The sequence below is a fragment of the Mucilaginibacter sp. genome (genome assembly GCF_964263795.1).
Lineage (GTDB): Bacteria > Bacteroidota > Bacteroidia > Sphingobacteriales > Sphingobacteriaceae > Mucilaginibacter.
Genome location: NZ_CAXVWK010000042.1, coordinates 38,040 through 61,839 on the forward strand (window position 1 = coordinate 38,040; position 23,800 = coordinate 61,839).

Sequence of the window (23,800 nt, forward strand, 5' to 3'; positions counted from 1 at the left end):
AATGCAAAAAAGATGATTTTTTTCTCTTAAATACTTGCACACATGCAAGTATTTACCTATCTTTAAGTATTGAAAGTAACAGATAATCAATTAATTAACAAACGAAAAACAAACATTTTAAAACCCAAGAACATGAAAAAGAACAACAGAGCCTACAAAACAGCCGTAGCAGTGAACAACAACCCATCTAACGAGGTGGAAAGCGAATTAGGCGCAGGAGCGGTAGACAACACCGAGGCGCTTCTAAAGGACGAACCATCGACTGGCGCATTCCAGGAAGAAGCAACAAAGGACGAACCGCAAGCCGAACAGCCAATCACCCAGGGAGAGGTTTTACAACCAATCGCACCCGTTGCGCCAGTGCTGCCACAGCTGACCATCGAAGAAAAATTAAGGATGGTAGAAGATTTGCACCGCCTGACCGTTCAGCGCAACAACCTGTTAGACCGTATTGCGGACCTTGAAGAATTTGAAATTCATTTAATGGATGAAGCTGACGAATTGGAGGGCAATCACTTTTCAGGATGTAAGCTTATCATCATGGCCAACAATGGCAAGCAGTTCGTAACGAACACATCAAATTTGATTTTGAAAGTAGCAGATTTTATAAAAGAATCTTGCTACACAAGAAAGGCGCAAATCGAAAATTCTATCGTTTTCCCTAACTAATTAAAAAGCAACAGCCCGATTGTCGGCGAAACTTTCGGGCTGTTATTTAAAACCTTATAAGAACATGGCAAATATATCCCTTTTTACCGAACTGATGGACAACCTTTTTTGGGATGGGTACACAGAGCAACTTTCTATTGAAAATCCCGACAAATACGAATTTGAGTTAAACGCATTTTTTCACACATATAACTAACCAATGGCACACAATATAAATTTAAACGAGAAAACAGGTAAACACAGCTTTATGTCGAAAGACGTTGCACCATGGCACGGATTAGGACAAATTGTAACGGAGTACCCGACGAGCAGCGAAGCGATGCAATTTGCAGGCTTAGATTTCATTGTAGACAAACGCCCGTTATTCACTACAGACACTCAAAATTTTTTAGGCGATGATGAACACGATATAATTATTCCAGAGTTACAAGTCCCTAATTTCTTTGCAACCGTCCGTGCAGATACCGATCAAGTTTTAGGCGTAGTGGGCAACGATTACGAAGTAGTGCAAAATCGTGATGCCTTTACGTTTTTCGATAGCATTGTTGGCGGTGATGGCATTATGTACGAAACGGCCGGCGCACTGGGGAACGGGGAGAAGATTTTTATTACTGCCAAGCTGCCGGGTTATATACAAGTTGGACGAAACGACCTAATAGAAAAATATTTGTTCTTGACCACTACCCATGACGGGAGCGGTAGTATAGTTGCAGCCTTTACGCCTGTGCGTATTGTTTGCCAAAATACACTTAACGCAGCTTTAGGTAACCTGAGTAATGTTATAAGGATAAGGCACACACAGAGCGCAGTTGAAAATTTGAAAAAAGCGCACAAAACTTTAGAGATAAGTAACAAATTATCGACAGAATTAGAGGGCATTTTTAACCGATGGGCAAAAGTTAAAGTAACAGATAAGCAACTCTTGAAACTTGTTGAGCAAGCAATGGCGCCAAGTAAAGAAGCGCTGCAGTATGTTTTGGCTGATGAAAGGGAAAATTTCTCTTCAGTATTTAAAAATAAGTGCGAAAAGATTGCCGAATATGCGTTCGGAGACGAAACACAGCAGACAGTAACCACAAAAGGAACGTTATTTGGCGCATATAATGCGATAACAGGCTACTATCAAAACGTTAAAACTTATAGAAATCAGGAGGCTAAACTCAAAAATATCATGTTTGGCGGTGGGCAAGTAAAGAGCCAAACGGCATTTGACCTGTGTTTAGCCCATGAAAAAGATGGTGTTTTAAGCTTGAATTAAAGGAATAACGGCTTAAAAAGCCTCTACAGCAGCCACAACTTAAAAAAAGTAGGTGGCATTGCTGTGTTCGGACTACTTTTCTTTTTTCAGTCGCCTGAAAGAAAAGTAGCAAAAGAAAAAGGCTCTAATCCTGGCCGACGCTTTCTGCTTCGCTTTCCCTCGCTCTTACTAATCCACTTTTTATAGAGAATGTTCCTACAGGCTTTCCGGCCATTGCTAAACTATAAAGCTTTAAAACCTTATTAGGATTATAGGTTGAGCCAGTCTTTGCGAAAATTGCCTGGGCTATATTTTTACACCAATTCCTGATGAACATATCATCCTTGCCATCCCAGACTTCCGGATAAAAGTGGGCCGCAAAATTTTCTAGATCTAAACGCAGCAAACCTAGTTTTACCAGCTGATCAGCGAGCTGCACCGTTTTTATAATGTCCGTTACGGTAGCTTTTTGCTCGCTACGCTTCATTTTTCTTAAAATTCCCATAGCCAAAGATAAAATTATGCTACATCAATGCCGCATTTGGTTAACAAACCTTGCCCATAAATAGAAAACCAAATACTGATTTTACCATCCCTATAATTTTCCCATACGCTATCGCCTTGCTGCATAATCCCTTGAGCATTACCCAAAAGACGTTGAGATCGCAGGTTAAATACCTCACGCTTTATTCTTTCAAAGTCATCAAGTGCCATAATGCCTTTTATCTCATCTTCAGTAATCTCAATTCTCCACGGTCGTGGAATTTTTGAGGCAAACAATAAAAGCTTGAGTTGGCTTGCCGTAAGCTTTTTCAACGTGTCGATATACATTATTGCTTCGTCGTCTGTACCATCTGGCGATAGTGACTTCGCGTATAGTCCAGCCCACAACTCTTGAAGTTCTTCCGATGGCTCTAAAGATGCGTTTTCAAAAATTGTCAAAGCAAGTTTAGGATTAATAGAATATGTTGGGTCAATATTATATTCTTGAATTTTAGCTTGCGCCTTTTTTACAAAATTTATAGCTCTCAAAACTCTGTACTCTCTTACAATGTCTTTACCAAAAAGACCAAACTCTTGTAATATCGGCTTACAAGTTGCCGTTAAGAATCCCTTAACTGCGTCGATCCCTAAATCCATAGCTTTCCCAGTTGCTTCGCCTAAATCCGAAACGCCAGGGATTGTTACCTCCACTTTAAGTTTTTCATTCTCCATCTTTTCCGTCTTTTAAATTACTCCACAATTTTTCTTGAATTACTTGGTATCCTGCAGTAGTTAACACCTCATCCATTTTTGGCTCGCTGATAAACACTCCGTCTTTAAATCTTTTAGTTAAGGAGTCGGCTGTATTCTTATTTATGCCGGTGTTTTTATACCAGGCTTTTCTACTGAGGAGATCTGCGAAAGCTTCTTTAGTTGTCATACACAAATCTATCAAAACGCTTGCATTCACGCAAGCGAAAATGCACTGTCGTTTTTATCCTTTACCTGGTGCTGCATCTTAGCATTCTCTAATTATTTAAACAATTGATATAAGATGAAATGACCAGTGCTATCCATTACCGCGACATGATCAAGCTAATGGCTGCCGGCGCATTCTCTATGGTGTATCTCAGTTGCCACCGATCAAAAAAAACCGGTGGTGACTGGATCACGGTAGAAAATGTAACCAAATGCGGCCTGCCTTACAGCTGTAAAGACCATGAAATGATCGGTTATCGGGAAGAAAGCGGCAAAATAACCGCAGTGCACTTACGGCTCGTCTTTCAAATTAACGGAATGCAAGTTTATCCATGAGCAGCAAGATTCAATATAACGCACAAGGCCTGCCGCTATCGGCTCACCTGGTAGGCAGTAATTTCGTTGTAAGTGGCTCTGGTGACTTCAACGATGGCCCGAAATCCAAGCCAACGTCTGTAACTCCAAGCACATTAGAAGCAACTGCCGGCAGCTACAAATGGGTACCGTGGGGCCCGGGCAATAATTATCCGGTTGAAGCCGCCAGAGAGTTCCGGATGAATGGCGTTGCTACCAGGGCATTGAAGTTAAAAACCGAAATGCTTTATGGCAAGCAGATAGTAACCTGTAAGGTAACCGGCTTTGATCAGGACGCAAAAAAAGAAGTCGTTGAGATTGTTAGCGACAAACGGGTTAACGAATTTTTGCGCCGCAGTAACATTGATGTTTTCCGGAACCGGTGTATTGCCGACTTCGTTTGGTGGGGGATGGTTTTTCCGCTTTTCCACCTGAATGACAGCAGGAGCGAAATATCAATGGTTACCCATGACAAAGCTGCAAAATTCCGTTTCGAGCCTTTTAACGAGTCACTGGGCCGCATCGACAATGTCCACCGTTCGGCTAATTGGCCAAACCCTTCAGATACACAGATCGACTCGTTTCCGTGCATTGACAGCTATCTGTATTACCTGGAAGTTGACCGAGTTCGCTATGAGAAGAACAAGTGGAAATACTGTTTTCCCATACAGAGCTATGATATCCTGAATGACTACTATGCTGAAACCATACAAAACGCCATTCTTAAAAATGGCTGGTTAGGGAACTCCAACAGTATACCGGCAATCGTCAAATCGATGATCAAAAATGTGATGTCGATTAAATATCACATTGAGATACCGATGAGTTACTGGGAGGGCGCATACCCTGGCTTTATGAAAAAGTCGGAAGAAGACCGCAGCGCCCTGGTAACCACAAAGCTTCAGGAAATAAATGATTTCCTAAGCGGTAAGGACAACCAGATGAAGGCTTTCATCAGCCATTATATGGTCGATAAGCAAACCGGCAAAGAAGCAGCAGGCTGGAAAATTACCGCACTCGAGGATAAAATGAAGTACGACAGCTGGACAGGTGTAGACACTACAGCGCTTTCACACATACTTTTCTCTATAGGCATTAACCCGGCGCTCTTTGGATTAGGTGATCCTGCCGGTGGGAACCATCAAAACGGCGGCAGCAATATCCGCGAAGGTTGGCTCCAGTTAATCGCAAGTGCGCAGGGTGACCGCGACACGCTTTACAGCTGGTGGCCATTTGTCCGTGAGTATAATAAATACGATCCTGAAATACAGTTGCGCACCATTGATCAGGTGTTAACCACGCTCGATCAGGGTAAAGGAACCTCTAAAGATTTAAGCTAATGGCAGGAATAATCGCAAATATTGATGATCTACTCAAATATATCGAGACAAGTGCCTCGGCAGATTTTTCACTTTACAAACCATCCGTTACGATGGCCATTCGCAGATTTTTGATACCGGTATTGGGTATTGAGCAATATGCCGTTTTAACCGACGCAATGGACGCTGAAGGCGACCTGAGCGAAGATCTTGAGGATTTATTAAATCTTGCTCAGGAAGCAGTGGCCAATCTCGCAATGGCACTTGCCGTTAGCCGCCTTTCCGCCACACTTGGCCAAGAGGGTGCTATAAGGGTCGAAAGCGGTTCAAACAAAACCGCCTTTCAATATCAGGAAATTAATTTAAGGGAAGCTTATATCATGGCGGGCTATGACGCACTTGATGCGATGCTTGCCCACCTGGAGAGTAAACCGACCCACTATGCTGCCTGGGCAACTAGCAGCGCTTACAAGGATTATAAAAAGTACTTCATTCAGTCGGGCCTTAAATTCTCCGACCTGTATGATATCAGGCAAGCCAGGTACACATACCTCGCTATCCGTCCGATAATGCGCCAGGTAGAGGATTTTGATATTAAAACCACTACCGGTAAGAAGCTTTTTAAAGCACTTAAAGAAGCAATACTTACTGATACCGTAAGCGCTCACTACCAAACACTACTGGACGATTACATATGCCCCGCGGTTGCGCTGCTAACCATGGCCAGGGCTGTGTTCACTAAGGCGGTTGACGTAACCGACTACGGTGTATCTACCAATTTAAACCTGGCCAACAATAACAGCCAGCAAAAACAGCCGGCCAATGCCTTACAGATCGACAAGGCATATCAGCAGCTACAGGCCGATGGAAGCAAATATTTAAGTGATCTGGCTGAAGAATTGGCCAACAACCCGGGCGACTATCCGGATTACGAACCACCGGTGGATGATAACGCCACCTTCAAATTAGTCAACAAACAGGAAAATTCATTTTTAGTAGTATGATAACGGAAAAAGATATAGCAGCGGCCGCTAAAGCTTTAGGGTGCAATGTCGCAGTGATCAGGGCAATTACCCTGGTAGAAAGTAATGGCCATGGCTTCTATGGCTCAGGCAAAATCGTTTTAAAGTTTGAGGGCCATGTATTCCACCGGTATACAAAAGGCAAATTTGACAAATCTCATCCATCGCTTTCTTATCCTGAATGGACAGAAAAGTATAGTGAGTTCGGTGAGAAAGCTTACAACCGGTTTAACCAGGCATTTGAACTTGACCCAATAGCAGCTATGCTGTCGACCAGCTGGGGAATGTTCCAGATCATGGGTGAAAATTATATAGAGTGCGGATATCGCTCCATCCATGAATTTATTACTGCCATGAAATTAGGCGACAGCAATCAGCTGATGGCATTTGTGAAGTATTGCCTGTATCGCAAGCTTGACCGCTTCATGAAGAACTTTTACGACATGGCCGACAATTTTGCATATAGGTACAACGGTGCACTTTGGAAACGGAACGATTACGGCGGCAAGCTGCGCAGAGCATACAATTATTTTAAAACCTTATATAAAATATCATGATCAGGCAAATTAACTGCTTCCTGCTAGAGAAAAACTGGCGCATAGGCATTGCATCAGGTAGCAGTACCGGCCTGCTCGGTGCCACTTACCACTTTATAACCGATGAAAAGGTACTTAAGCTGATATCCGCATTGGGTATCTGGACTGGTTTCATCGTTGCGGCCGTTACCGGTGCCGTCAATATCTACGCAAAATTTAAACGGAAAAATAAAAATGAAAAAGATCAAAGCATTCCTTCAAACGCTAATCACTAAAATTGGCGCTTACTTTTCAACTCTGCCTGCAGAACTCCGAAAGGCTGTAGTTGTTGCTGTTGTTGTGACAGAAAATTTAAAACGTTTTGTCGATTCGCCAATCGCAGATATCGTTACAGCCTTAATTCCTGGTAATGCCGATGATAAGGTAAAAGATCTGCTTCGCGCATATTTGCCGGTGATCGTTGTAGAATTGGGTCTGGTAAAAAACTGCAGCGAAGCTTCCAGTACTGAAGAGATCTTAAAATGTGCAGCGCAATTCATTCAGGGCCTGCCTGATGGCCAACAACGCACAAAAGCGCTTCAGAACTTATCCGGAGCAATTACCGAACTCGTGGCCGATGGTAAATTTGATTGGGCGGACGGCGTTTATTTGGCTAAATGGTTTTACACTTCTAACCTGAAAAATCAAATTGAATTTTCTAACACTGATACTGGAGCACAACGGTAAGACACTTACTGAAGATGTAGATCTGCCGGAAGCCTGGCACGAGGTGCCGGCTGATATTTATCCGCATTTGGCAAGTCTATATCTGGCTACCGATGCACAAATGTCCAAATACGATAAAACGGTTCGGGCATTTGTGCTTTTGACAATGAAGCATTACCCTTTTATTGAAAAATTTGACGACGACGACATGCGCCGTCAATTACATTATGTTGATTGGGTATTCAATAAGTTAGATCTGACAAAAAATCTACTGCCGGAGATCACCATTGGTAAAGAAACCTTTATCGGCCCCAGTGATGGGATGGATAATCTTCGCTTTGCCGAATGGTGTGCAGCAGCCTCGTACCTGGCAGCGTACACGGAATCTGAAGATATCGCAGATCTGCAAAAACTTGTCGCAACCATTTACAGACCTGCCGGCATCGGCCCCGATTACGTACCTGGTTCTCCAACATTTCGCGGAGATCGCCGGCAAAAGTTTAACGACACGTTGATAGATAGCAGGGCGTTATTGATAGCAAAGCTTAATAAGCCGGTGATCCAGGGTATCTATGTGTGGTTCCGTTCTTGCCTTAAGCAAATTACGCTGCAATATGAAAGCTTATTTCCGGAGCAACTGGAGAACGACAACACTTCGGTTGAACAATCTGGTGACGGATGGTTGGGCGTTTATGATGACCTGAGAGGAGATCCTAAATTTGGTGGCGCCGAAAAACTCGAAGAAGAATATTTAAACATGGTTTTCTTTTCGCTTGCACGCAACAACGAAAAAATGAAAGCTTTAAAAGAGAAATACGGCGTATGAAATTATTAGACCTGGTTGATTACTTCTCGGATTTTGCTGTAGAAAATGATCAGCTGCAGCACGTGGCCAACGATGATTTTAAAGTGACCAGAGATACTGCATTTATAGCCAGTGACACGCAGGAGAACAGTCTGGATGACCTGGTTAAAATCAGTCAAAAGGAGTTTATATTAATCCTGCTTCCATACGACAAAAAAATGTTGCCGGTGCAAGCCGGCGCACAGTACTGGGGCAAAAACATTTGTTTCCTGGTATTAAAAAAATTGCCAAAGATGCCGGGCGAACGTGCCAAAGTAGTAGCAAAAAGCGAATGCGAAGAAATTGGCGATGCTTTAGTTAAAAAGATGATCAGTGACCGCCATGTTGATATTTTTACATCGCTTAACCTGGAATCGTTTACGATGGAGCCGGTCGGCCCGATCGGCGATGGCCGATATGGAAATATTTACCTGTTTACCCTCGAGGACTGGTTTAACCAGGTCTGATAAATTGCTGTCGTTTTTTTAAACCCCCTCGCATAGCATTTTCGTGTTATGCCAGCCACAGCACAGCTTCTTCCAAATATCGCATTCAGCCAAAATCTTATTCCATTCATAGTGGAAAGTACGGACTACCGCGACGCGGTGCCGGCAACTACCATAAACCGTTTAGCTTTTAGCGGCCCTATTGCTGCAGATACGGTTATTGCTTTATCCTGGGATACCGGTGCGGCCACAATGACCGCCAAACTTAATCCGAACGATTCGGGCCTGCAGTTTCCTACCGGTGACGGCAGCGCTGCATATGTTTCCGCTCTATTGGATTGGTACCAGGGTAATTCTTTCATCGATCGCGACTTTGATGTGGCCGTTGATCTGGCAGGGCCGAAACCGGCGCTTATATTTACAGGGAATAGGAAAAGTCCGGATTTGGATTTTACTGAATTTGCTGCCGGCAGTGTAACCTGCTCGGTTACGGTGCCGGGTGTGAGCGACTCGCTCAAAGCAAATTTCCGTCATCATGAAGAAGTTGTGATACGCAACATGGCCAACGACGGTTACCTGTCCGCATTTAACGGAAACGTCGAACTCGATTATCCCGTTACCGGCAAAACAACACTTGATCTCGGTACTGATATCCTGCATAGTTTTTTACGGCCGGACTATCCGGAACTAGTAAATCCCTTTTCGCGCTGCTTAAAATCAATACGTGCCTACTATTGCAAGTACGCCCAGTACCAGGGCGCAGATCCTGCCATTTGGAGGCTGCGCAGGACATCGGTATCTGTGGTAAATATGGGAGGCCTGGGCAAAAAGGCGGCAACAATCCGCAACCTGGTATCCGAATTATGCCCGGTGCCGGCAGATCCTGCGCAGAATAGATTTCTTCGCCAGGGCAGCAAAAACAAAATTGTTCGCGCTGATCAGCCGGAGTGGTTGACTTTCATCAATATCTCAGCCCAGGACATTGTAGCAGATCTGGAAATAAAGGTTTATAACGCCGATCAGACCGTTTACACATTCAACGCCGTTACCGGCTTATCAATCCCTGTTTATGCGAAATTTCAGTTCCAAACCGGCTTTAATCAGCTGGCCATTGCCGGCCGTCAGGCAGCTAACAAAATTCCATTGTATTACACCTGCAGAATTAAAACTGCAGCAGGATATGTTTCCGCGGCTTACGCCAATATTTTGGAATACGGATATCAGCAATGGCCACGATATTTCATCTATTTTAACAGCTACGGAGCATTTCAAACCGTTCGCACTACAGGAAAGTCATTCGGCAAATATGATCGCAAGAGCGATACAGCACGCCTCGATACCGACAAAGCCACAGCTGCACTTACCGGCGATTTTACCGAGTGCAACATTACTATCCAGGAGAAATACACGGTCAATGCAGGATATTCGGAATCAGGTAAACGCAATGTTGCTCTTATCCGCGACTTCTTTCGCTCACCGGCAGTTTACGCCTTTGAAGATGGAAAGCTCATTCCCATCCAGATCACTACCCAAACTGTCGAAGAGCCATTGGACGGCCAGTATGTCTACGCAAGCAGCTTTGAATACGCAGTCAAGTACGAGGAAGATAATTATACCGAGGATCAAACCAAGGTTGTCGACGATACGATCGATCAGCTGTTAAACATCGCCGGCACACCGCCGACCGGTGTTGACCCGGGCGATGGCGGCGGAAGTGAAGGCGACTATATTATAGTACTCCACGATGACACACACTTAAGCAGGGACGGCCGGTACCAGGTTTACACAGCGCCTAAGCGCCTTACCGGTAAGGAAAATTACGTGGTCAACTCAACGCAAACCGCTAATTATTTCCGTCCATCAGAAATCAGTTTTAACAAAGCTGCCGGCAGCTTCAAGATACTTTGGGAGGATTTCGAAATTAATGATGGCGATATGCTGATCATCTGGCTCAACAAACAAAACCCTGATTCTTTATAATTATGAAAAAGTACATTTTATTTATTCTGATGCTGACCAGCTCACTGGCCGGTGCGCAGCAGGTGTCGCCTCAAAAGCACACCAACGAGAAGCGCGTATTAACTAACCTGGCAACGCAGGATATCGACTTCCATCTTATCCCGCGCGGGCCGGTACCGGGCTTTAAATCCTACATTCCGGATAGCCTTAAATGCGGCGCCCAGTTTTATAAAACTGATCCTGCAGACACGGGCCTGAAGATTTACGACTGTGCAACCGCTACCTGGATAGGAGTGGCCGATCTCAAATTTAACGGCAGTACTGCGTTTAACAACTACCTGGTAGCCCGCAACGATGACGGTAAGCTTACATTACTCAATGCCAATTACTCGGCAAATGATAACAAACTGTCATTTAACTTAAAAACTAATTTTGGCGATGCTGTTACTATGCTGCTTAACAGCGGAACGGTTGCCGGCCGTGTTGGCTACGATGCTACCGGCAAACTCATCAGGGACACCGTTGACTGTGGCAAGCTTGCTTCAACCAACTTTTGGTTCGGTTATAACAACTTCCTTGATTTAGGCGCAAGAACGTTATCATTATCGCCTTACGGCGGTACATTGATATCGGGCGATGTTGGGGCTGGTAATTTCATTGCGAGTGCATCGAATTTAGGCCCATTCTTAGGGTTAACTACAAAGCGTAACGGCGTTCCAACCTTCCGATCTGGTGAAGCTGCAGGTGGCGGGGCATTTGTAATTGAAAAATATCAAAACGGAAGTTGGGTTAACGTTTTTAAATCCGACAGTGGCCGGGTCAACTCTTTTAACGGCAGAACGGGAGATATAACTCCTTTGATTGGTGATTACTCATCCTTCTATTCCAAATTAAACGGAGATAATACATTTTATGGAAAACAGAGTTTTTACGGCGGAACTTATGGTGTTCGACTTGGCGATGTTGAAGGAGGTAATGCATTTATAGAAACATTCGTTTCAAGTGGGCAGTGCTGCGGTGCTAATCTTTCAGGTTTTGATTTTAACGCCGAAGGGACTAACCTAAATTTAAGGTACCAACCGGGCGTAACCGGGGCAAATAGGTTTGCTGCTTATAAAGGCGGGGCATTATTAGGTACTTTGGCTTACCAAAGCGATATCACATCAGCAGGTACAGGTTATGTTAATACCACAACAAATCAGTTTGGAATTGCAGGTAATAAACAATGGTTAAATAACCAACAATTTAGTGGCGGTGCTTCTTTTGATGGTGGTAATACATATAGCTTTGGCTCACCAGGTGTTGCTGCAAACCTTTTTAAAAACGGAGTAGTTGTACTTAATCAAACAGAAAATGATGCTCGTTATCAATCATTAGGAAATTATTTATCTACTTCGGGCGGCACGATGACCGGCGACATTATATTGCCATCGGCCACGCCAACAAATGCGCTTTCCGCTGCGCCAAAAGCTTATATCGACAACCTGATCACCGGGATAACCTGGAAGAACGCCGTACGTGTTAAAACCACAGCTAACATCACGCTTTCGGGCACTCAAACTATTGACGGTGTTGCGCTGGCCGTTGGTAACCGAGTACTGGTTAATAACCAAACCGATCAAACTAAAAACGGCATTTACATCGTAGCCACAGGCGCTTGGGTGAGAGCTACTGACGTTGACAGCAGCGACGAGATCAGCACCTCAACTGTTGCGGTAACTGCCGGCACGGCCAATAAAAACACGCAGTGGACGTACATTGGGAATGTCGCCCCGGTGGTTGGTACCGATGCTATTGTTTTCGGGCAGATCAGCGGGGCCGGTACCTATACGAACGGACCCTACTTAAACCTTACGGGCAACGTTTTCGATGCCAATTTAACGGCGTTTGATGCCAGGTATATGAAATTGACCGGCGACAACCTCAATATCACCGGTACGCAAAGGTTCTATGGCTCTGTCCAAACGTATGGCAATTTGAACCAATACAATTATGATGGCGGTAACTCGCTTAATATCGTTGGGCTGAACGGGACTTCTCAGTATTCCATAATCAACATGGATAATGGCGTAGGTAACGGGTTAGGTATATTCCATGGCAATTATGCTTCCAATAGTGGTGGTATAATTTTACGCGACAGCGTACTAAAAACCACAGCAGGTTCACGGTTCCTAACCACTCAAGACTTCAACTACACGCCGGCTAACCCGACAAATTATTACGATAAAGCCACATCGGATGCCGCGTATGCAAAAAAAACGGGTGGCAATACATATTCCGGCAGCAATATATTTACCGACGGCATAAATACCGGAGCCAGTAGCTATTCTACTTTTTTAGGCAAGGCTCAATTTGATGGTACAATTTACATTAAGAATTTACTACAGGTTGATTACCCTGCTGCAATACGTGTGACATCTCCATATTCAGCGGGTCAGGACTATTATATTACGCATAATGATGACAGCAATGGCAGCACGCTGCCAACCTTAAACATCGGGACGAACGGCGCCAGGGTATCTATCGAGGGTAACAACATCAAAGATATTAACGGTACTTACTTCGCTAAAACAACGGATATCACAACTACAGGAGATGGCCGATACCTTAAACTTAGTGGCGGCACGCTCACGGCAGCCACGACCGGCAGCGCTTTCGCGGTTAACCAAACCAGCACCGGCGTAATTGCTTCATTTCAATCGGCAGGTACGGAAGTGTCAAGAATTCAAAGCAATGGTTTTTATTACGGCACTGGATTTAACTCTTTAGGCGGTTCTCAAAACGGAATATTTACAGTCGGCACATCAACGGCACCTAACAATATTGCAAGGTCGATATCGGACAATATAACAACGCTCATCGTTAATAATAACAGCTCAACGGCTACCGGTAATATATTTGACGCGCAAGCAAATGGTGTTAGGAAATTTTCAGTTGATATTAACGGTAAAGGCACATTTAGCAGTGATGTTATTGGCTCAAATTTATACGGTGGCCGAATAGGTATAGGTATTACATCAAACGTTGGTGCCCTTCTTCAAATATCACCAGGTACATTTACCACAAGTGGTAATTTTGGAACTCCGGGCATGGGCATAAGCCAGGGTAACATAACTTACACCTCGACAACTTCATCGGGTACCGTTGCCACTGCTTATATCAATGCCTTCGCTACCGCCACACTTAACTCGTCAACTGCAACAACAGTAACAAAAGGCTATGGTAATTTTTTTACCGGCCCCGTTGGAAATGCCAACGTTACTTTAGGCCAAAGCATAGCAGTTGGCATGAGCGGTGATTTTGAGGTTAATGGTTCAGGTTATATCGTTGGTAGACTTTCGTTAGGTAAATTAACAGTGCCAGGCGCAGTATTAGATATTGATCCCACAAATTTTAATACATCAAATAATTTCGGAACTACGGGTTTTGGAATTAGAACAGGCGTAAACACTTACAATACCACAGCGGCAGCTACCACTTCCGGCTCGCCAGTTAGCATAGGTGCGGTTCATGCGTTCAATATTCCAACAATGGCCGCCACTAACACCCAATACGTCACTAACGGGGCGACTGTTTACATAAGCGGAGCGCCATTAGCAGGCGCAAATATGAACCTAAGTGCAGCCTGGTCAATGTTCATTAATGCTGGTAATACTTACTTTGGGGGCGGTATCTACAGCGCACCGCCTGCTTACTCCACTGGCGGTATCCTGCACATAGGACGAAATGCTACGACTGGCCGTTTTGAAACGATGCCGGATATGATCGCCTTTAATGCAACCACAATCGGATTAAGTTCTGCCACTCTTAACAGCACCTATCCAACGGCTCCTTTGGGCTTCCAGGTCATTTGCGGTAACATAACAATGGGCGGCGCCATTTACACTAAATATTCATCATCCGTGTGGCTGATCAGCAGCGCGCCGGTTCAAATGTAAATTTTAATAACTCTTAAATAATCATGAAAAAAGCAATTTTAATTATGGCATGCGCGCTGATCAGCGCGACAGCCTTCGCTCAAACCACGGTAAACCACAAAATCGACCATGCTGAAGTGGTCAACGTTGGAACCCCTAAAAAGGACACAGTGGCCACACCGTTAACGCCACCTGCAGCACCGGAATTCAAACAAGATCCTAACAAGGTTTACAGCATCACCTTGCAGTTAAATGCAGTGGCCATCTCGGCGCTGATCAGCTCTCCGGAAGAGTGGGCGGCCATTCGCTCCAGTGCCAGGCTAAGCGGCGAGCAAATTACGCAAATACAGCAGCTGGCTCAGGCCGTCCGCAGTGCGATATCCGCACAGCAGCGCGATGCCGACCTGAAGGACTACAGTGAATTTATGATCAAACACGGCCGACAAATCAACCGGTAACAAAGCAAAAAAATAAGGCATGAACTTACGTGTGCAGAATCTGGACAATGGTGCTTTCGTGGTATTAGCGAAAAATGGTGTAATTACCGTTGATCTCAATAGTACGCTGTTCAATAATCCGGACGAGATCCTCGGCAGCTTTTCGTATGAGAGCAACTGCCCACTGGAGCCTAACCGGTGGTGGATGGAAAACGCCCACCTGATCAACACCTCGATAGATCTGCGCACGTTTAACGCTTTAATTCTTTTCGGTACCCGGCCGTGGAAGCGAACCAAGTTTAATTACCGTATCAGTAATAAAACGATCAACTACCACAATTACATCGACAGCACCATCATCAGTAACCAACTGAAAGAATTGTTGCTTAACCAGCTGGTAGATCCTGCGCACGATGGCCAGATTAACTTTGCCGGCTATCCGGAGTTTCAGGCGTATATGATGTCTACCATAAGCGCAGCGCCCGGCATAATGCCGATGGTATTTGCACCCTTTAAAAATGATGGTGCATTTAAAACTATACCAACTGATAGCTATGAAGATTATCCGGATATCGCCCTACCTCTGGACGGTTATATCAATTCTTGGCAAAGCAACCAGGGCGTAGGCTCATTTAAGGTCGACACAGCAGGCCAGCCTAACCGGTATATACAATCTCCTTTTTTCTACCTGGTTTATCTAATCAAGCGCATTGCTCAGTTTTTTAAACTGGAGGTAGCGGGCGAATGCCTGAAGGATGAAGCATTCCGGCGAATTGTGTTCGCAACAAACATCGCCACACTACCGGGATACATTCCTGACTTCACCTATTTCATGCCCGATATCTTGCTTAAAGATTTTATAAAAGAGGTAAGGGAAGAATGCGGCGTGCTAATCGACTTTGACCTGACGAAGATGGTGCTGACAGTGGAAACAATTGAAAAGCTGGAGCTGACTACCGATATATTTGATTTACGGCCGTACCAGTTAGAAGAATTCGAAGAGTTGCCTACCTCACTAAAAGCTTACCGCATCACCATGGGCACAGATGACAAGGATCTTGCATTTTCGGATGATGAAAAGCAGCAGCTACCGGTAGTAACCGTTGGCAATCTCAGCTCAGCGGTAGAAACTGTAGACGTTCCGTTATCTTTTGCCACCACTAAAATGATCAACGAAGCGACACCGGCAGGAATGTCACCAACAACCTGGCGCGTACCGTATATCAAACAAAGCATTGTCGGGTCCGCACCTTTTGATCAGATATCTGACAGGGCGTATGTTGACAGGAACAAATTTAAGGGCAGGTTTCTTTACTGGCATGGCATGGTTCCGGACGCGAGCGGATATTTGTACCCTTATGTATCGGCTGATAATTTAGATTATAACTACGAGTCTATTGCAGAGACGACGTTAGCGCTCACCAACACCGGTAACGCTTTCCTTGCTGTTAAGCGCAAGGCTGAATTTTTAGCAAACTCAAAGCCCAGGGAAATTTCGTTCGAATGCCCGCCGAACGACTTTTTAAAAATCACACCACGAACCAGGTTCATCATCCGCGACAAGAATAATGCAGCGGTCAGCTGCCTGATGGATACGGCCAGCGCAGATCTGGTTTGCGATGAAGAAATCATTTTTGGCAAAATTACGCTGTATCCAATTATCAAACCGGACAACAAGCTGCAGATCGTGCCGGTGATACCGCCACCACCGCCAGAGCCGCCGGTAAATAACGGTATCGTATTCGCAGTACTTGAATTGCGGAACATTACTTCGCACGCTTTCTCAGTGCCGCCACCGCCATACTTGCGCCATGATCAGGATATTTACGTTCGCTTCTATAACGACGCCGGCAAAACAGTTGCTAAAGATGTTACCGACCTGGAACTCCGGATTAGAGTTACCAAGGTAACTAATGGCGACCTTGATTCCGCCATCGTTCAGGAATTCAATTCTACCCAAACAAGCGCAGGGCACGAAGTGAAGCTTTATAACCAAGTGCCGGCCGACACTAATCAGGGCGGGCCATTCATCCACTGGACATACGAGCTGCTAACTACAGCGCACTATACTGTGGTAGCGTAAACCGCATGTCGTTTTATTTCGGACACTATGAGGCGAATTTGCACTCATGGCATCGAAAGAAGAAGTACGGCGGGTATCCGTTTACATTAATGGTAGTGAAGCAGATCTGACCCTCAAACAGCTTGAAGCCGGCTCCAAAAAGCTGAAAAATGAATTAGCTCAGCTTGTACCTGGCACAGACGCTTTCAAGAAAAAGCTGGAGGAATTAGCGCAGACCAAAAACATTTTAACCGAGATCGATAAAGATATCCGAGGCATCGGTGGTGCCTGGGGTTGGCTTAAAACAGAGGTTGGTAAACTTGGTGTTCTTGCCACCGGTTACATGGGTTTTGAGTTTGTTACTGATCAATTTAAAAACATCATCTCCCAAAACGCTAAATTTTCCGATAGCATAGCCGACATTCAAAAAACTACCGGTATGAGCGAAATTTCTGTGAGGCAATTACAGAAGGGCTTCAAGGATATCGATACGCGATCTACTCGGGCAGAATTGAACGGACTTGCCGAAGTCGCAGGTAAATTAGGTATCAGCGGGCAGCAGGAGGTACTTGGTTTCGTTCGCGCAGCTGATCAAATTAATGTTGCCTTGGGAAAAGATTTAGGCAACGCCGAACAAGCTATAAATGATCTAGGTAAGCTAACAGACATTTTCAAAATCAAAGACGCATACGGCTTAGAAGATGCTTTAAAGAAAACAGGCTCCGCTATCAATGACCTTGGGGCAATTGGCACGGCTAACGAAGGTTATATCGTAGAATTTACCAAACGCCTGGGCGGAGTCGCGCCTGCAGCAAATATTTCAATACAGGATGTTATGGGTCTTGCTGCAACTTTTGATGAACTCGGCCAACCTGTCGAGGCCGCAGCTACATCGATTGGTCAATTTATAACCGGTATGGGCCAGGATATTCCACGCTTCGCAAAAATAGCCGGAATGAGCGTAGAAAAATTTGCTGAAGTTCTACGCACAAATGGCAATGAGGCCCTGATCGCCGTCTTAAAAAATCTTAAATCTACTGGGCAAGGTGTACAGGGCCTGGCTACGAGCATGGGCATGATTGGGGAAGATGGCGCCAGGGCGACAGCTGCATTAGGGCTTCTTTCGAACAATACCGAGTTACTAGAAAAACGTCAGCAGTTGGCCAACAAATCATTTGATCAGGGTATATCACTCACAAATGAGTACAACATAAAAAATAACAACTTTGCTGCCACCCTCGAGAAACTCGGAAAAAAATTCAACGCGCTTACATCAAATACTACAGTTACTGATTTTTTGGTAAGTGCTACAGAAAAGGCCGGCGGTTTTGTTGATTGGCTAAATGAAAGCGCGAAAGCCCTAGGAACTATAATAAAGTTGGGAACCGCAGCGGCCATTGGCTACGCCGCTTATTCTGCAGTGTTAGTCATAGCCACAGTAACGCAACGAGCCTACTGGATGGCTTTACTAGAAAGCGAAGCTGCAACTAACCTAGTTGCCGCGGCGCAAACCGCATGGACGTTTGTGACCGTGGCCTGCACACGCGGTTTAAAAGCTGCTAAATCAGAAATGGCTGCTTTGAACGTAACAATGGAAGCAAATCCGATAGGTATTGTTGTGGCGGCGATTACCGCCTTAGTCGCAGCTTTATATATTTTCGGTGACACTGTAGACGAAACAACCCGTATACAAAATAGCTTAACCGAGGTTCAAGGCCAAGCCGAAAAATCTATTTTAAAAGAAAAGCTTGCGATTGAAACGGCGCAAAAAACCTTAAAGGATAGAAACGCTACTAAACAGCAGGAAGCCGATGCGATTAAAAGCTTGCGCGATTTGATGCCCGACCACCTTAAAGGTTACACGGATGAAGAGATTAAAGCTGGCAAAGCAACCGCTGCGGTCAACAAACACGTGGAAGCCCTTTTACGTCAGGCCCGGGCGACAGCAGCTCAAAACAGGATTGAATCTTTGTCTGGCGATATCATTGATCTGCAAACCAAAACTCATATTGGTTACGACAAGCAAAGTTTATGGGATAAAGTAAAGTTCAGGGCACAGCATCCTTTTTTATCAGAGGAAGAGCGCAAAGCTGCATTCTTCAAAGACTTGTTAGATCAAAAGGAGTCAAAGCAAAAAGAGATGGATGCTCTGGCCCCAATGATATTGGCCGGCTCTGCAGATCCTAAAATAAACCGCGATACTGCCGCCGCATTCAAATTTAATTTGCAAGATGCTACCAAAGATGAACTTGATACGCAACTCGCCAAGGATTCCAAAGCTTTAGATCAATTAAAACGTGGCACTGCTGACTATAATAAGGTAGCTGCTGAAATGTACGCGATTAGGAAGCGATTAAAAGAAATTGCCAAAGATACCGGCGTGGGTACCGGCAGTGGCCATCACGCCGATCCTGCCAAAGCGCTGCTCGATCAATCCAAGGCTATGAGCCAAATGGTGGATGAGTTTAATGCCGATGCACTCGCCAAGCTGCATAACAAAAATGAGAAGGAAGTGCTTGATACCGAAAACTCTTACCAGGAGCGGATAAATAAGCTGAAATCTTTTTTAGAGAAAAACGCCGGCACCGAATATCAATCTTCACTACAACGAGCTAAACACCTGGATGAAATCAAAGCTTTGGAAATCGCCCGGGACAACGCCGTTAAAGAAATCCGTATTCGACAAGAGAAAGAATTGATTGGGAAGATACGCGATCTGCGCAGAGGACTTGGTGATGTTTATCAAACGGAACTGGACAAAGAAACCGAGCGCATCAATAATTTTTATGATGATCTTCTGGACTCTGGCTATGAATTCGATAGTGTGGAGGAAGCTAGGGCAAAAGATCTTGCCGATGCGAAAATCAGGGAGGAGAAACGCCTTGCCGAAGAAGTAAAGCAAATTGACAATGATGGACTGGTTGCCGGTAAAGACGGTCATAAAAAACGCTTGGCGCAGATCAATAAAAAGTATGATGAAGAAATTGCTGCATTAAGACTTAAGTTCAGTAAAGAGTTACAGGCTACTCAGGAATTCCAAAATGCAGTAAAGAAGATAAACGGGCAGCGCGACGCCGAAACTAAAAAGGAAAATAACGAGGACAAATGGGATAAAGTCCATAAAGCTGCGGATATAGCACAAAGCGTATCTAATGCTGTATTCGAAATCGGCCGAAACAGCCGGCAAGCCGAAACGGATCATGAGTTGAATGAATTGGAAAAGAGAAAGGATAAAGAGCTATCCAATAAAAATTTAACTGAAGAGCAGAAAACCGCCATTAATCTTAAATATCAAAAGCAAGAAGCAGCTATCAAATTAAAAGCTTGGGAGGCCGACAAACAAGCGAGTATGCAGCAAGCAATTATAAATGGCGCTTTAGCTGTTGTTAAAGCATTACCAAACCCTTTCGCAGCAATAGCGGCCGGTGTTGCTGCCGCGGCACAAATTGCCGTCATCTCAGCCACAAAAGCACCTGAATTTGAGCAGGGCGGTTACTCGGCTATTGATTACAAACAGCCTAAGGGTTATGTAAAGCAACCAACCTTGTTCAAAAGCAGCGCTAGCGGCAGGCCATTCTCTGCCGGTGAAAAATTCAAGACTGAATACATCATCAGCAGCGAGCAGCTGAAGGATCCCGTTGTTGCAGATTTTGCCCGGATGTTAGATAGTGGCCGCAAGGTACGGCAATTTGAATATGGCGGTTACAGCGGCACTGCGACCGGCGCTGCACCATCATTCAACAACAGCAGCTCTACCGGTATCGATAGTAACCCGCGCCTTGATAAAATGGAAAGATTGCTTTTGGGCTTTATGGAAGCCCAGGCGGAAGAAAATGCCAAGCCGGTGAATATTAACATTAATCGTCGTGTTTGGGATGCTGAAGCAAAAAGGACTGCAGATTTAAAACGCCAGGCAAATGCAGGATAATATCAACGCCCAAAACGCTGCCGTAAAACAATTTTGGTCAGAAACACTGCAGGCTGTCAAGAACCGCTACATGGCCATGGTGCAAAGTACCGGCAGATCTGGCGACGGCCTCGACTCTTTAAAGGGCGGCACGCGTAAATCCTACGGTGAGATCGATTCAATGTATATCCGGTTTAACCGTTATCTTGTTTGGTTACACAAGGGCGCTGGTAAAGGGAAGGGTGGGAGCAAGGGATCAACCTGGACAGATAAAAATGGAATCCGGAGAAGAACAAACCCGGCATCCTTTGGTAAAATGAATACCGGCAGCCGGCATGCGGAGGAATGGTTAAACCCTGTAATGGATAAACAACTTCCTAAATTAGCCGATATCGTTGCTGGCTTCAAGGCGGACGCCGCGGTAAATCAGATACAGATTAAGTAGTTGAATTGGATAATACTGGATAGTTTTTTAGCTAAAAAATGCAATTGCAATTTATATTGTCTAATGTAATCGCCTGATAAAGTTTGAATTGATTAGTTTTTATCCGGACTATCCAAACTAGCCACTGAAAAAGCATAGGGGCGGACTTTAGCTAAAAAGCATGCAATTACTTATATTGCTGTCCCAATTCACAATAATGAAAAAATTATTACTTGCTCTTTTCCTAGTTCCTGCATTAAGCATGGCTCAAGAACCTGATTATAAACCCAACATCCAAATTGATACGATAACTAATCGCATTAATTTTAAAGGATCTTTCAATGTGCCCGGTGTTGATCAAGACAAGTTATATCTAAGGGCGAAAGATTGGTTCAACAGATACTTTGATATGATGCACGTTTATATATCCATGGCAGATCAAACCCGGGGGAAGATAATTGGGAGAGGAGCCGGATTTGGCAATACAACAACTGGATTAGTTAAGGTTGGATATGCTTTTAATTTTAATGTCTATATAGCCGTAGAAGCAGGAATAGTAAAATATTCGATTACCGATTTTGTAGAACTAAAAGGGGTTGATATAGAAGAAAGGGTACCAAATCTTGTTTCTTCAGATGTTTATGTTAATGACGAAAAATACCGGAACAAAAAGGGTGAATTTACTAGCGCTGCGAAAAAAAGGCTTTATTATATTGAGGGGACAGGGAACATAATTAGCAGCAGTCTAAAAGAAACTTTGAGTTCTGATCGTTTTGACAGCAAACTACATTCAGATGGCTTTTAATAGTCCTACATAAATTGCATTGGAAAAAAAACATAGAATTGAAAAAATCTTTAATATGGAAAATAAGGAAAATCTGAAATGGACAAATGATCAGGAACTTGCCTACCAAATAACTATCCTGGTTGCTAAGATAACTTTGGGTGAAGGCAATTTGCGAACAACATTTACAAACCATGACTTTAACGGCACAGAGGAAATAACGTCGGGAATAGCAAAATACTTGGCCATAAGTCCTTATTTCGATCATATTTTAGACATAGCTAACGAATTTCAACTCGAAGAAAAAGTAATAAGAGAAAAGGTTGCACATTTTTTAGCTAACGAACCAACCATAAGTTAATAGGTCTATTTCACTTTTCTGATGATCAGATCTGAAAACTTATCTTGTATCTGTTTAACCGCTTCCTTCTGGTAGTCATCACCCAAATGGGCATAACGCTGTGTTGTTTCCATCTTACTATGCCCCATGACTTCCTGCAGACCGTGGATATCCCTGTTAGCTGTCATATAAAGCGCGCCAAATGTATGCCGGCCAACGTGGCTTGTAAGCCGTTTATTAATCTCCGCCTCTTTAGCAAGGTCCTTTAACGTTCGGTTATATTCTTGCTCGGTAGGCAGCGTGAAATATTTGCCGGTTAAATTCATTATAAAAGCATTGGCCATTGGCATTAACTTAATGGTCAAAAATTTACCACGCTTCTCGTTTTTCTTTGGAATAAATTTTAAAACGCCATCGGATATAAGCCAATTTGAATTAATGCGGTAAACATCCGAAATGCGCAGTGATGTAAAGCAGGTAAATAAAAACGCTTTAAGAACATTTTCCTGCACATGTGTCAAACCACCATTACGGGACAGGATCATTAACCGGCGAACTTCATCTTCTTCCAGAAAAGTAGTATCCGTAGCAACTTTTGGATTTGGAAAGCTAACCGCCTCAGGCCTTACGTAGATCATCGGCTCCAGGCTGGCTAATTTTAGATAAGTTTTAACCTCTTTTATGCGCGCCCAGATTGTCCCGGGCTTATATCCTTCAGCAATCAAAAACACCTTAAAGCGTTTCATCCATTTTAAGTCAATGTCCTTAAACAAGCTTTCCGGATCATACTTCGCAAGCACCTTTCTGGTAGCATTTGCGTTCTGAAAAGTTTTTCGATCAATTTCTTTCCTGGTGTGCCGGCGCTTCGCTTCCGTTTCCATAAAGGTCAAAAAACAGTCGCGATCATTGAACACCACCACTTCTTTGGCAAACTTCGCCATGTCTAATGGCTGTTCGCGCACGCGGTAATCTTTGTAGATTTTGTGATGCTTTGCCCTGGTATCCTCAATGATCAAATTGAAGTCACTAACATCGGGGTCACCCTTGAATCTGGGTAATAATAAGTTTTGTCTTACATCGATCTTGGTGACTGGCCATTTCAATTTTAACGGGAACTCCTTATGTTTCCCATCTATGACTACCTGTAGATACAATGAAGCGTAACTGTCTTTAGAAACCCTGCGCGTATTGTACCAGAGTTTACTGCTGAAACTAAACATCTCACTAATATTATCCATGTCGGAATAATGTCGGAGCAAGTTGAGTTACTTTTTGCCGGGAAGAGCGATAAAAAGCCCATTTAGAGCTTAAAAACAAAACCCTCACAACGTCGGCTGTGAGGGTTAGTACTCAGAGCGGGAATCGAACCCGCACTCC

23 protein-coding genes are annotated in these 23,800 nt (G+C 44.2%); 19 read left to right on the plus strand and 4 right to left on the minus strand.

Features of this window, described 5'->3' with window-relative positions; translation table 11 throughout:
* Positions 1–132: 132 nt before the first annotated feature.
* The 3 genes from ACE5CV_RS07880 (at position 133) to ACE5CV_RS07890 (ending at position 1,927) form a co-directional block, all read left to right on the plus strand.
* Entirely contained in the window at positions 133–669 is a 537-nt protein-coding gene (locus ACE5CV_RS07880) for a hypothetical protein (RefSeq protein ID WP_374949620.1), read from the plus strand.
* A 64-nt stretch (positions 670–733) separates the two neighbouring features.
* A complete protein-coding gene (locus ACE5CV_RS07885) occupies positions 734–865 on the plus strand; it encodes a hypothetical protein (RefSeq protein WP_374949621.1) in 132 nt (43 codons plus the stop codon).
* A gap of 3 nt (positions 866–868) precedes the next feature.
* Positions 869–1,927: a DUF932 domain-containing protein gene (locus ACE5CV_RS07890; RefSeq protein WP_374949622.1), complete on the plus strand. Its 1,059-nt coding sequence runs from the start codon at positions 869–871 to the stop codon at positions 1,925–1,927.
* Between the two features lie 124 nt (positions 1,928–2,051).
* On the opposite strand, the gene ACE5CV_RS07895 is transcribed toward ACE5CV_RS07890, so the two are convergent.
* From ACE5CV_RS07895 to ACE5CV_RS07905, 3 genes are read right to left on the minus strand one after another with little or no spacing between them, the layout of a single operon-like run.
* Entirely contained in the window at positions 2,052–2,411 is a 360-nt protein-coding gene (locus ACE5CV_RS07895; RefSeq protein ID WP_374949623.1) for a hypothetical protein, read from the minus strand.
* Positions 2,412–2,425: 14 nt separating this feature from the next.
* On the minus strand, positions 2,426–3,121 hold the full coding sequence (locus ACE5CV_RS07900; RefSeq protein WP_374949624.1) for a hypothetical protein: 696 nt from the start codon (positions 3,119–3,121) through the stop codon (positions 2,426–2,428).
* Positions 3,111–3,329: a hypothetical protein gene (locus ACE5CV_RS07905; RefSeq protein ID WP_374949625.1), complete on the minus strand. Its 219-nt coding sequence runs from the start codon at positions 3,327–3,329 to the stop codon at positions 3,111–3,113. The genes ACE5CV_RS07900 and ACE5CV_RS07905 overlap by 11 nt, the downstream gene beginning before the upstream one ends.
* Before the next feature lie 119 nt (positions 3,330–3,448).
* Between ACE5CV_RS07905 and ACE5CV_RS07910 the strand changes: the two genes are divergently transcribed.
* From ACE5CV_RS07910 to ACE5CV_RS07985, 16 genes are all read left to right on the plus strand, one after another.
* Complete coding sequence (locus ACE5CV_RS07910) at positions 3,449–3,703, plus strand: hypothetical protein (protein ID WP_374949626.1); 255 nt, start codon at positions 3,449–3,451, stop codon at positions 3,701–3,703.
* Positions 3,700–5,061 carry a hypothetical protein gene (locus ACE5CV_RS07915; RefSeq protein WP_374949627.1) on the plus strand — a complete coding sequence of 454 codons (1,362 nt, stop codon included), beginning with the start codon at positions 3,700–3,702 and terminating at the stop codon, positions 5,059–5,061. The genes ACE5CV_RS07910 and ACE5CV_RS07915 overlap by 4 nt, the downstream gene beginning before the upstream one ends.
* The gene (locus ACE5CV_RS07920) at positions 5,061–6,044 is read left to right on the plus strand and encodes a DUF6712 family protein (protein ID WP_374949628.1); all 984 of its coding nucleotides are present in this window, start codon (positions 5,061–5,063) and stop codon (positions 6,042–6,044) included. The genes ACE5CV_RS07915 and ACE5CV_RS07920 overlap by 1 nt, the downstream gene beginning before the upstream one ends.
* Positions 6,041–6,619, plus strand: coding sequence for an N-acetylmuramidase family protein (locus tag ACE5CV_RS07925; protein ID WP_374949629.1), 579 nt, complete (start codon positions 6,041–6,043; stop codon positions 6,617–6,619). Before ACE5CV_RS07920 ends, ACE5CV_RS07925 begins: the two co-directional genes overlap by 4 nt.
* On the plus strand, positions 6,616–6,873 hold the full coding sequence (locus ACE5CV_RS07930; RefSeq protein WP_374949630.1) for a hypothetical protein: 258 nt from the start codon (positions 6,616–6,618) through the stop codon (positions 6,871–6,873). The genes ACE5CV_RS07925 and ACE5CV_RS07930 overlap by 4 nt, the downstream gene beginning before the upstream one ends.
* Positions 6,833–7,324 (plus strand): hypothetical protein, encoded by a 492-nt coding sequence (locus tag ACE5CV_RS07935; RefSeq protein ID WP_374949631.1) that lies wholly within the window; start codon positions 6,833–6,835, stop codon positions 7,322–7,324. The genes ACE5CV_RS07930 and ACE5CV_RS07935 overlap by 41 nt, the downstream gene beginning before the upstream one ends.
* A complete protein-coding gene (locus tag ACE5CV_RS07940; RefSeq protein ID WP_374949632.1) occupies positions 7,287–8,129 on the plus strand; it encodes a hypothetical protein in 843 nt (280 codons plus the stop codon). Before ACE5CV_RS07935 ends, ACE5CV_RS07940 begins: the two co-directional genes overlap by 38 nt.
* Complete coding sequence (locus ACE5CV_RS07945) at positions 8,126–8,614, plus strand: hypothetical protein (RefSeq protein WP_374949633.1); 489 nt, start codon at positions 8,126–8,128, stop codon at positions 8,612–8,614. The genes ACE5CV_RS07940 and ACE5CV_RS07945 overlap by 4 nt, the downstream gene beginning before the upstream one ends.
* Before the next feature lie 48 nt (positions 8,615–8,662).
* Positions 8,663–10,573: a hypothetical protein gene (locus tag ACE5CV_RS07950; protein WP_374949634.1), complete on the plus strand. Its 1,911-nt coding sequence runs from the start codon at positions 8,663–8,665 to the stop codon at positions 10,571–10,573.
* Positions 10,574–10,575: 2 nt separating this feature from the next.
* Positions 10,576–14,490, plus strand: a complete 3,915-nt coding sequence (locus ACE5CV_RS07955) for a beta strand repeat-containing protein (protein ID WP_374949635.1) — start codon at positions 10,576–10,578, stop codon at positions 14,488–14,490.
* A 44-nt stretch (positions 14,491–14,534) separates the two neighbouring features.
* Positions 14,535–14,927 carry a hypothetical protein gene (locus ACE5CV_RS07960; RefSeq protein ID WP_374949636.1) on the plus strand — a complete coding sequence of 131 codons (393 nt, stop codon included), beginning with the start codon at positions 14,535–14,537 and terminating at the stop codon, positions 14,925–14,927.
* A gap of 19 nt (positions 14,928–14,946) precedes the next feature.
* Complete coding sequence (locus tag ACE5CV_RS07965) at positions 14,947–16,989, plus strand: hypothetical protein (protein ID WP_374949637.1); 2,043 nt, start codon at positions 14,947–14,949, stop codon at positions 16,987–16,989.
* 46 nt (positions 16,990–17,035) lie between these two features.
* The gene (locus tag ACE5CV_RS07970) at positions 17,036–20,896 is read left to right on the plus strand and encodes a phage tail tape measure protein (protein WP_374949638.1); all 3,861 of its coding nucleotides are present in this window, start codon (positions 17,036–17,038) and stop codon (positions 20,894–20,896) included.
* A complete protein-coding gene (locus tag ACE5CV_RS07975; protein WP_374949639.1) occupies positions 20,886–21,320 on the plus strand; it encodes a hypothetical protein in 435 nt (144 codons plus the stop codon). The genes ACE5CV_RS07970 and ACE5CV_RS07975 overlap by 11 nt, the downstream gene beginning before the upstream one ends.
* Positions 21,321–21,516: 196 nt before the next feature.
* Positions 21,517–22,104 carry a DUF4468 domain-containing protein gene (locus ACE5CV_RS07980; RefSeq protein ID WP_374949640.1) on the plus strand — a complete coding sequence of 196 codons (588 nt, stop codon included), beginning with the start codon at positions 21,517–21,519 and terminating at the stop codon, positions 22,102–22,104.
* A gap of 55 nt (positions 22,105–22,159) precedes the next feature.
* Positions 22,160–22,444: a hypothetical protein gene (locus tag ACE5CV_RS07985; RefSeq protein WP_374949641.1), complete on the plus strand. Its 285-nt coding sequence runs from the start codon at positions 22,160–22,162 to the stop codon at positions 22,442–22,444.
* Between the two features lie 5 nt (positions 22,445–22,449).
* Here ACE5CV_RS07985 and ACE5CV_RS07990 read toward each other — a convergent pair whose 3' ends face one another.
* The gene (locus tag ACE5CV_RS07990) at positions 22,450–23,661 is read right to left on the minus strand and encodes a tyrosine-type recombinase/integrase (protein WP_374949642.1); all 1,212 of its coding nucleotides are present in this window, start codon (positions 23,659–23,661) and stop codon (positions 22,450–22,452) included.
* Positions 23,662–23,800 lie beyond the last annotated feature (139 nt).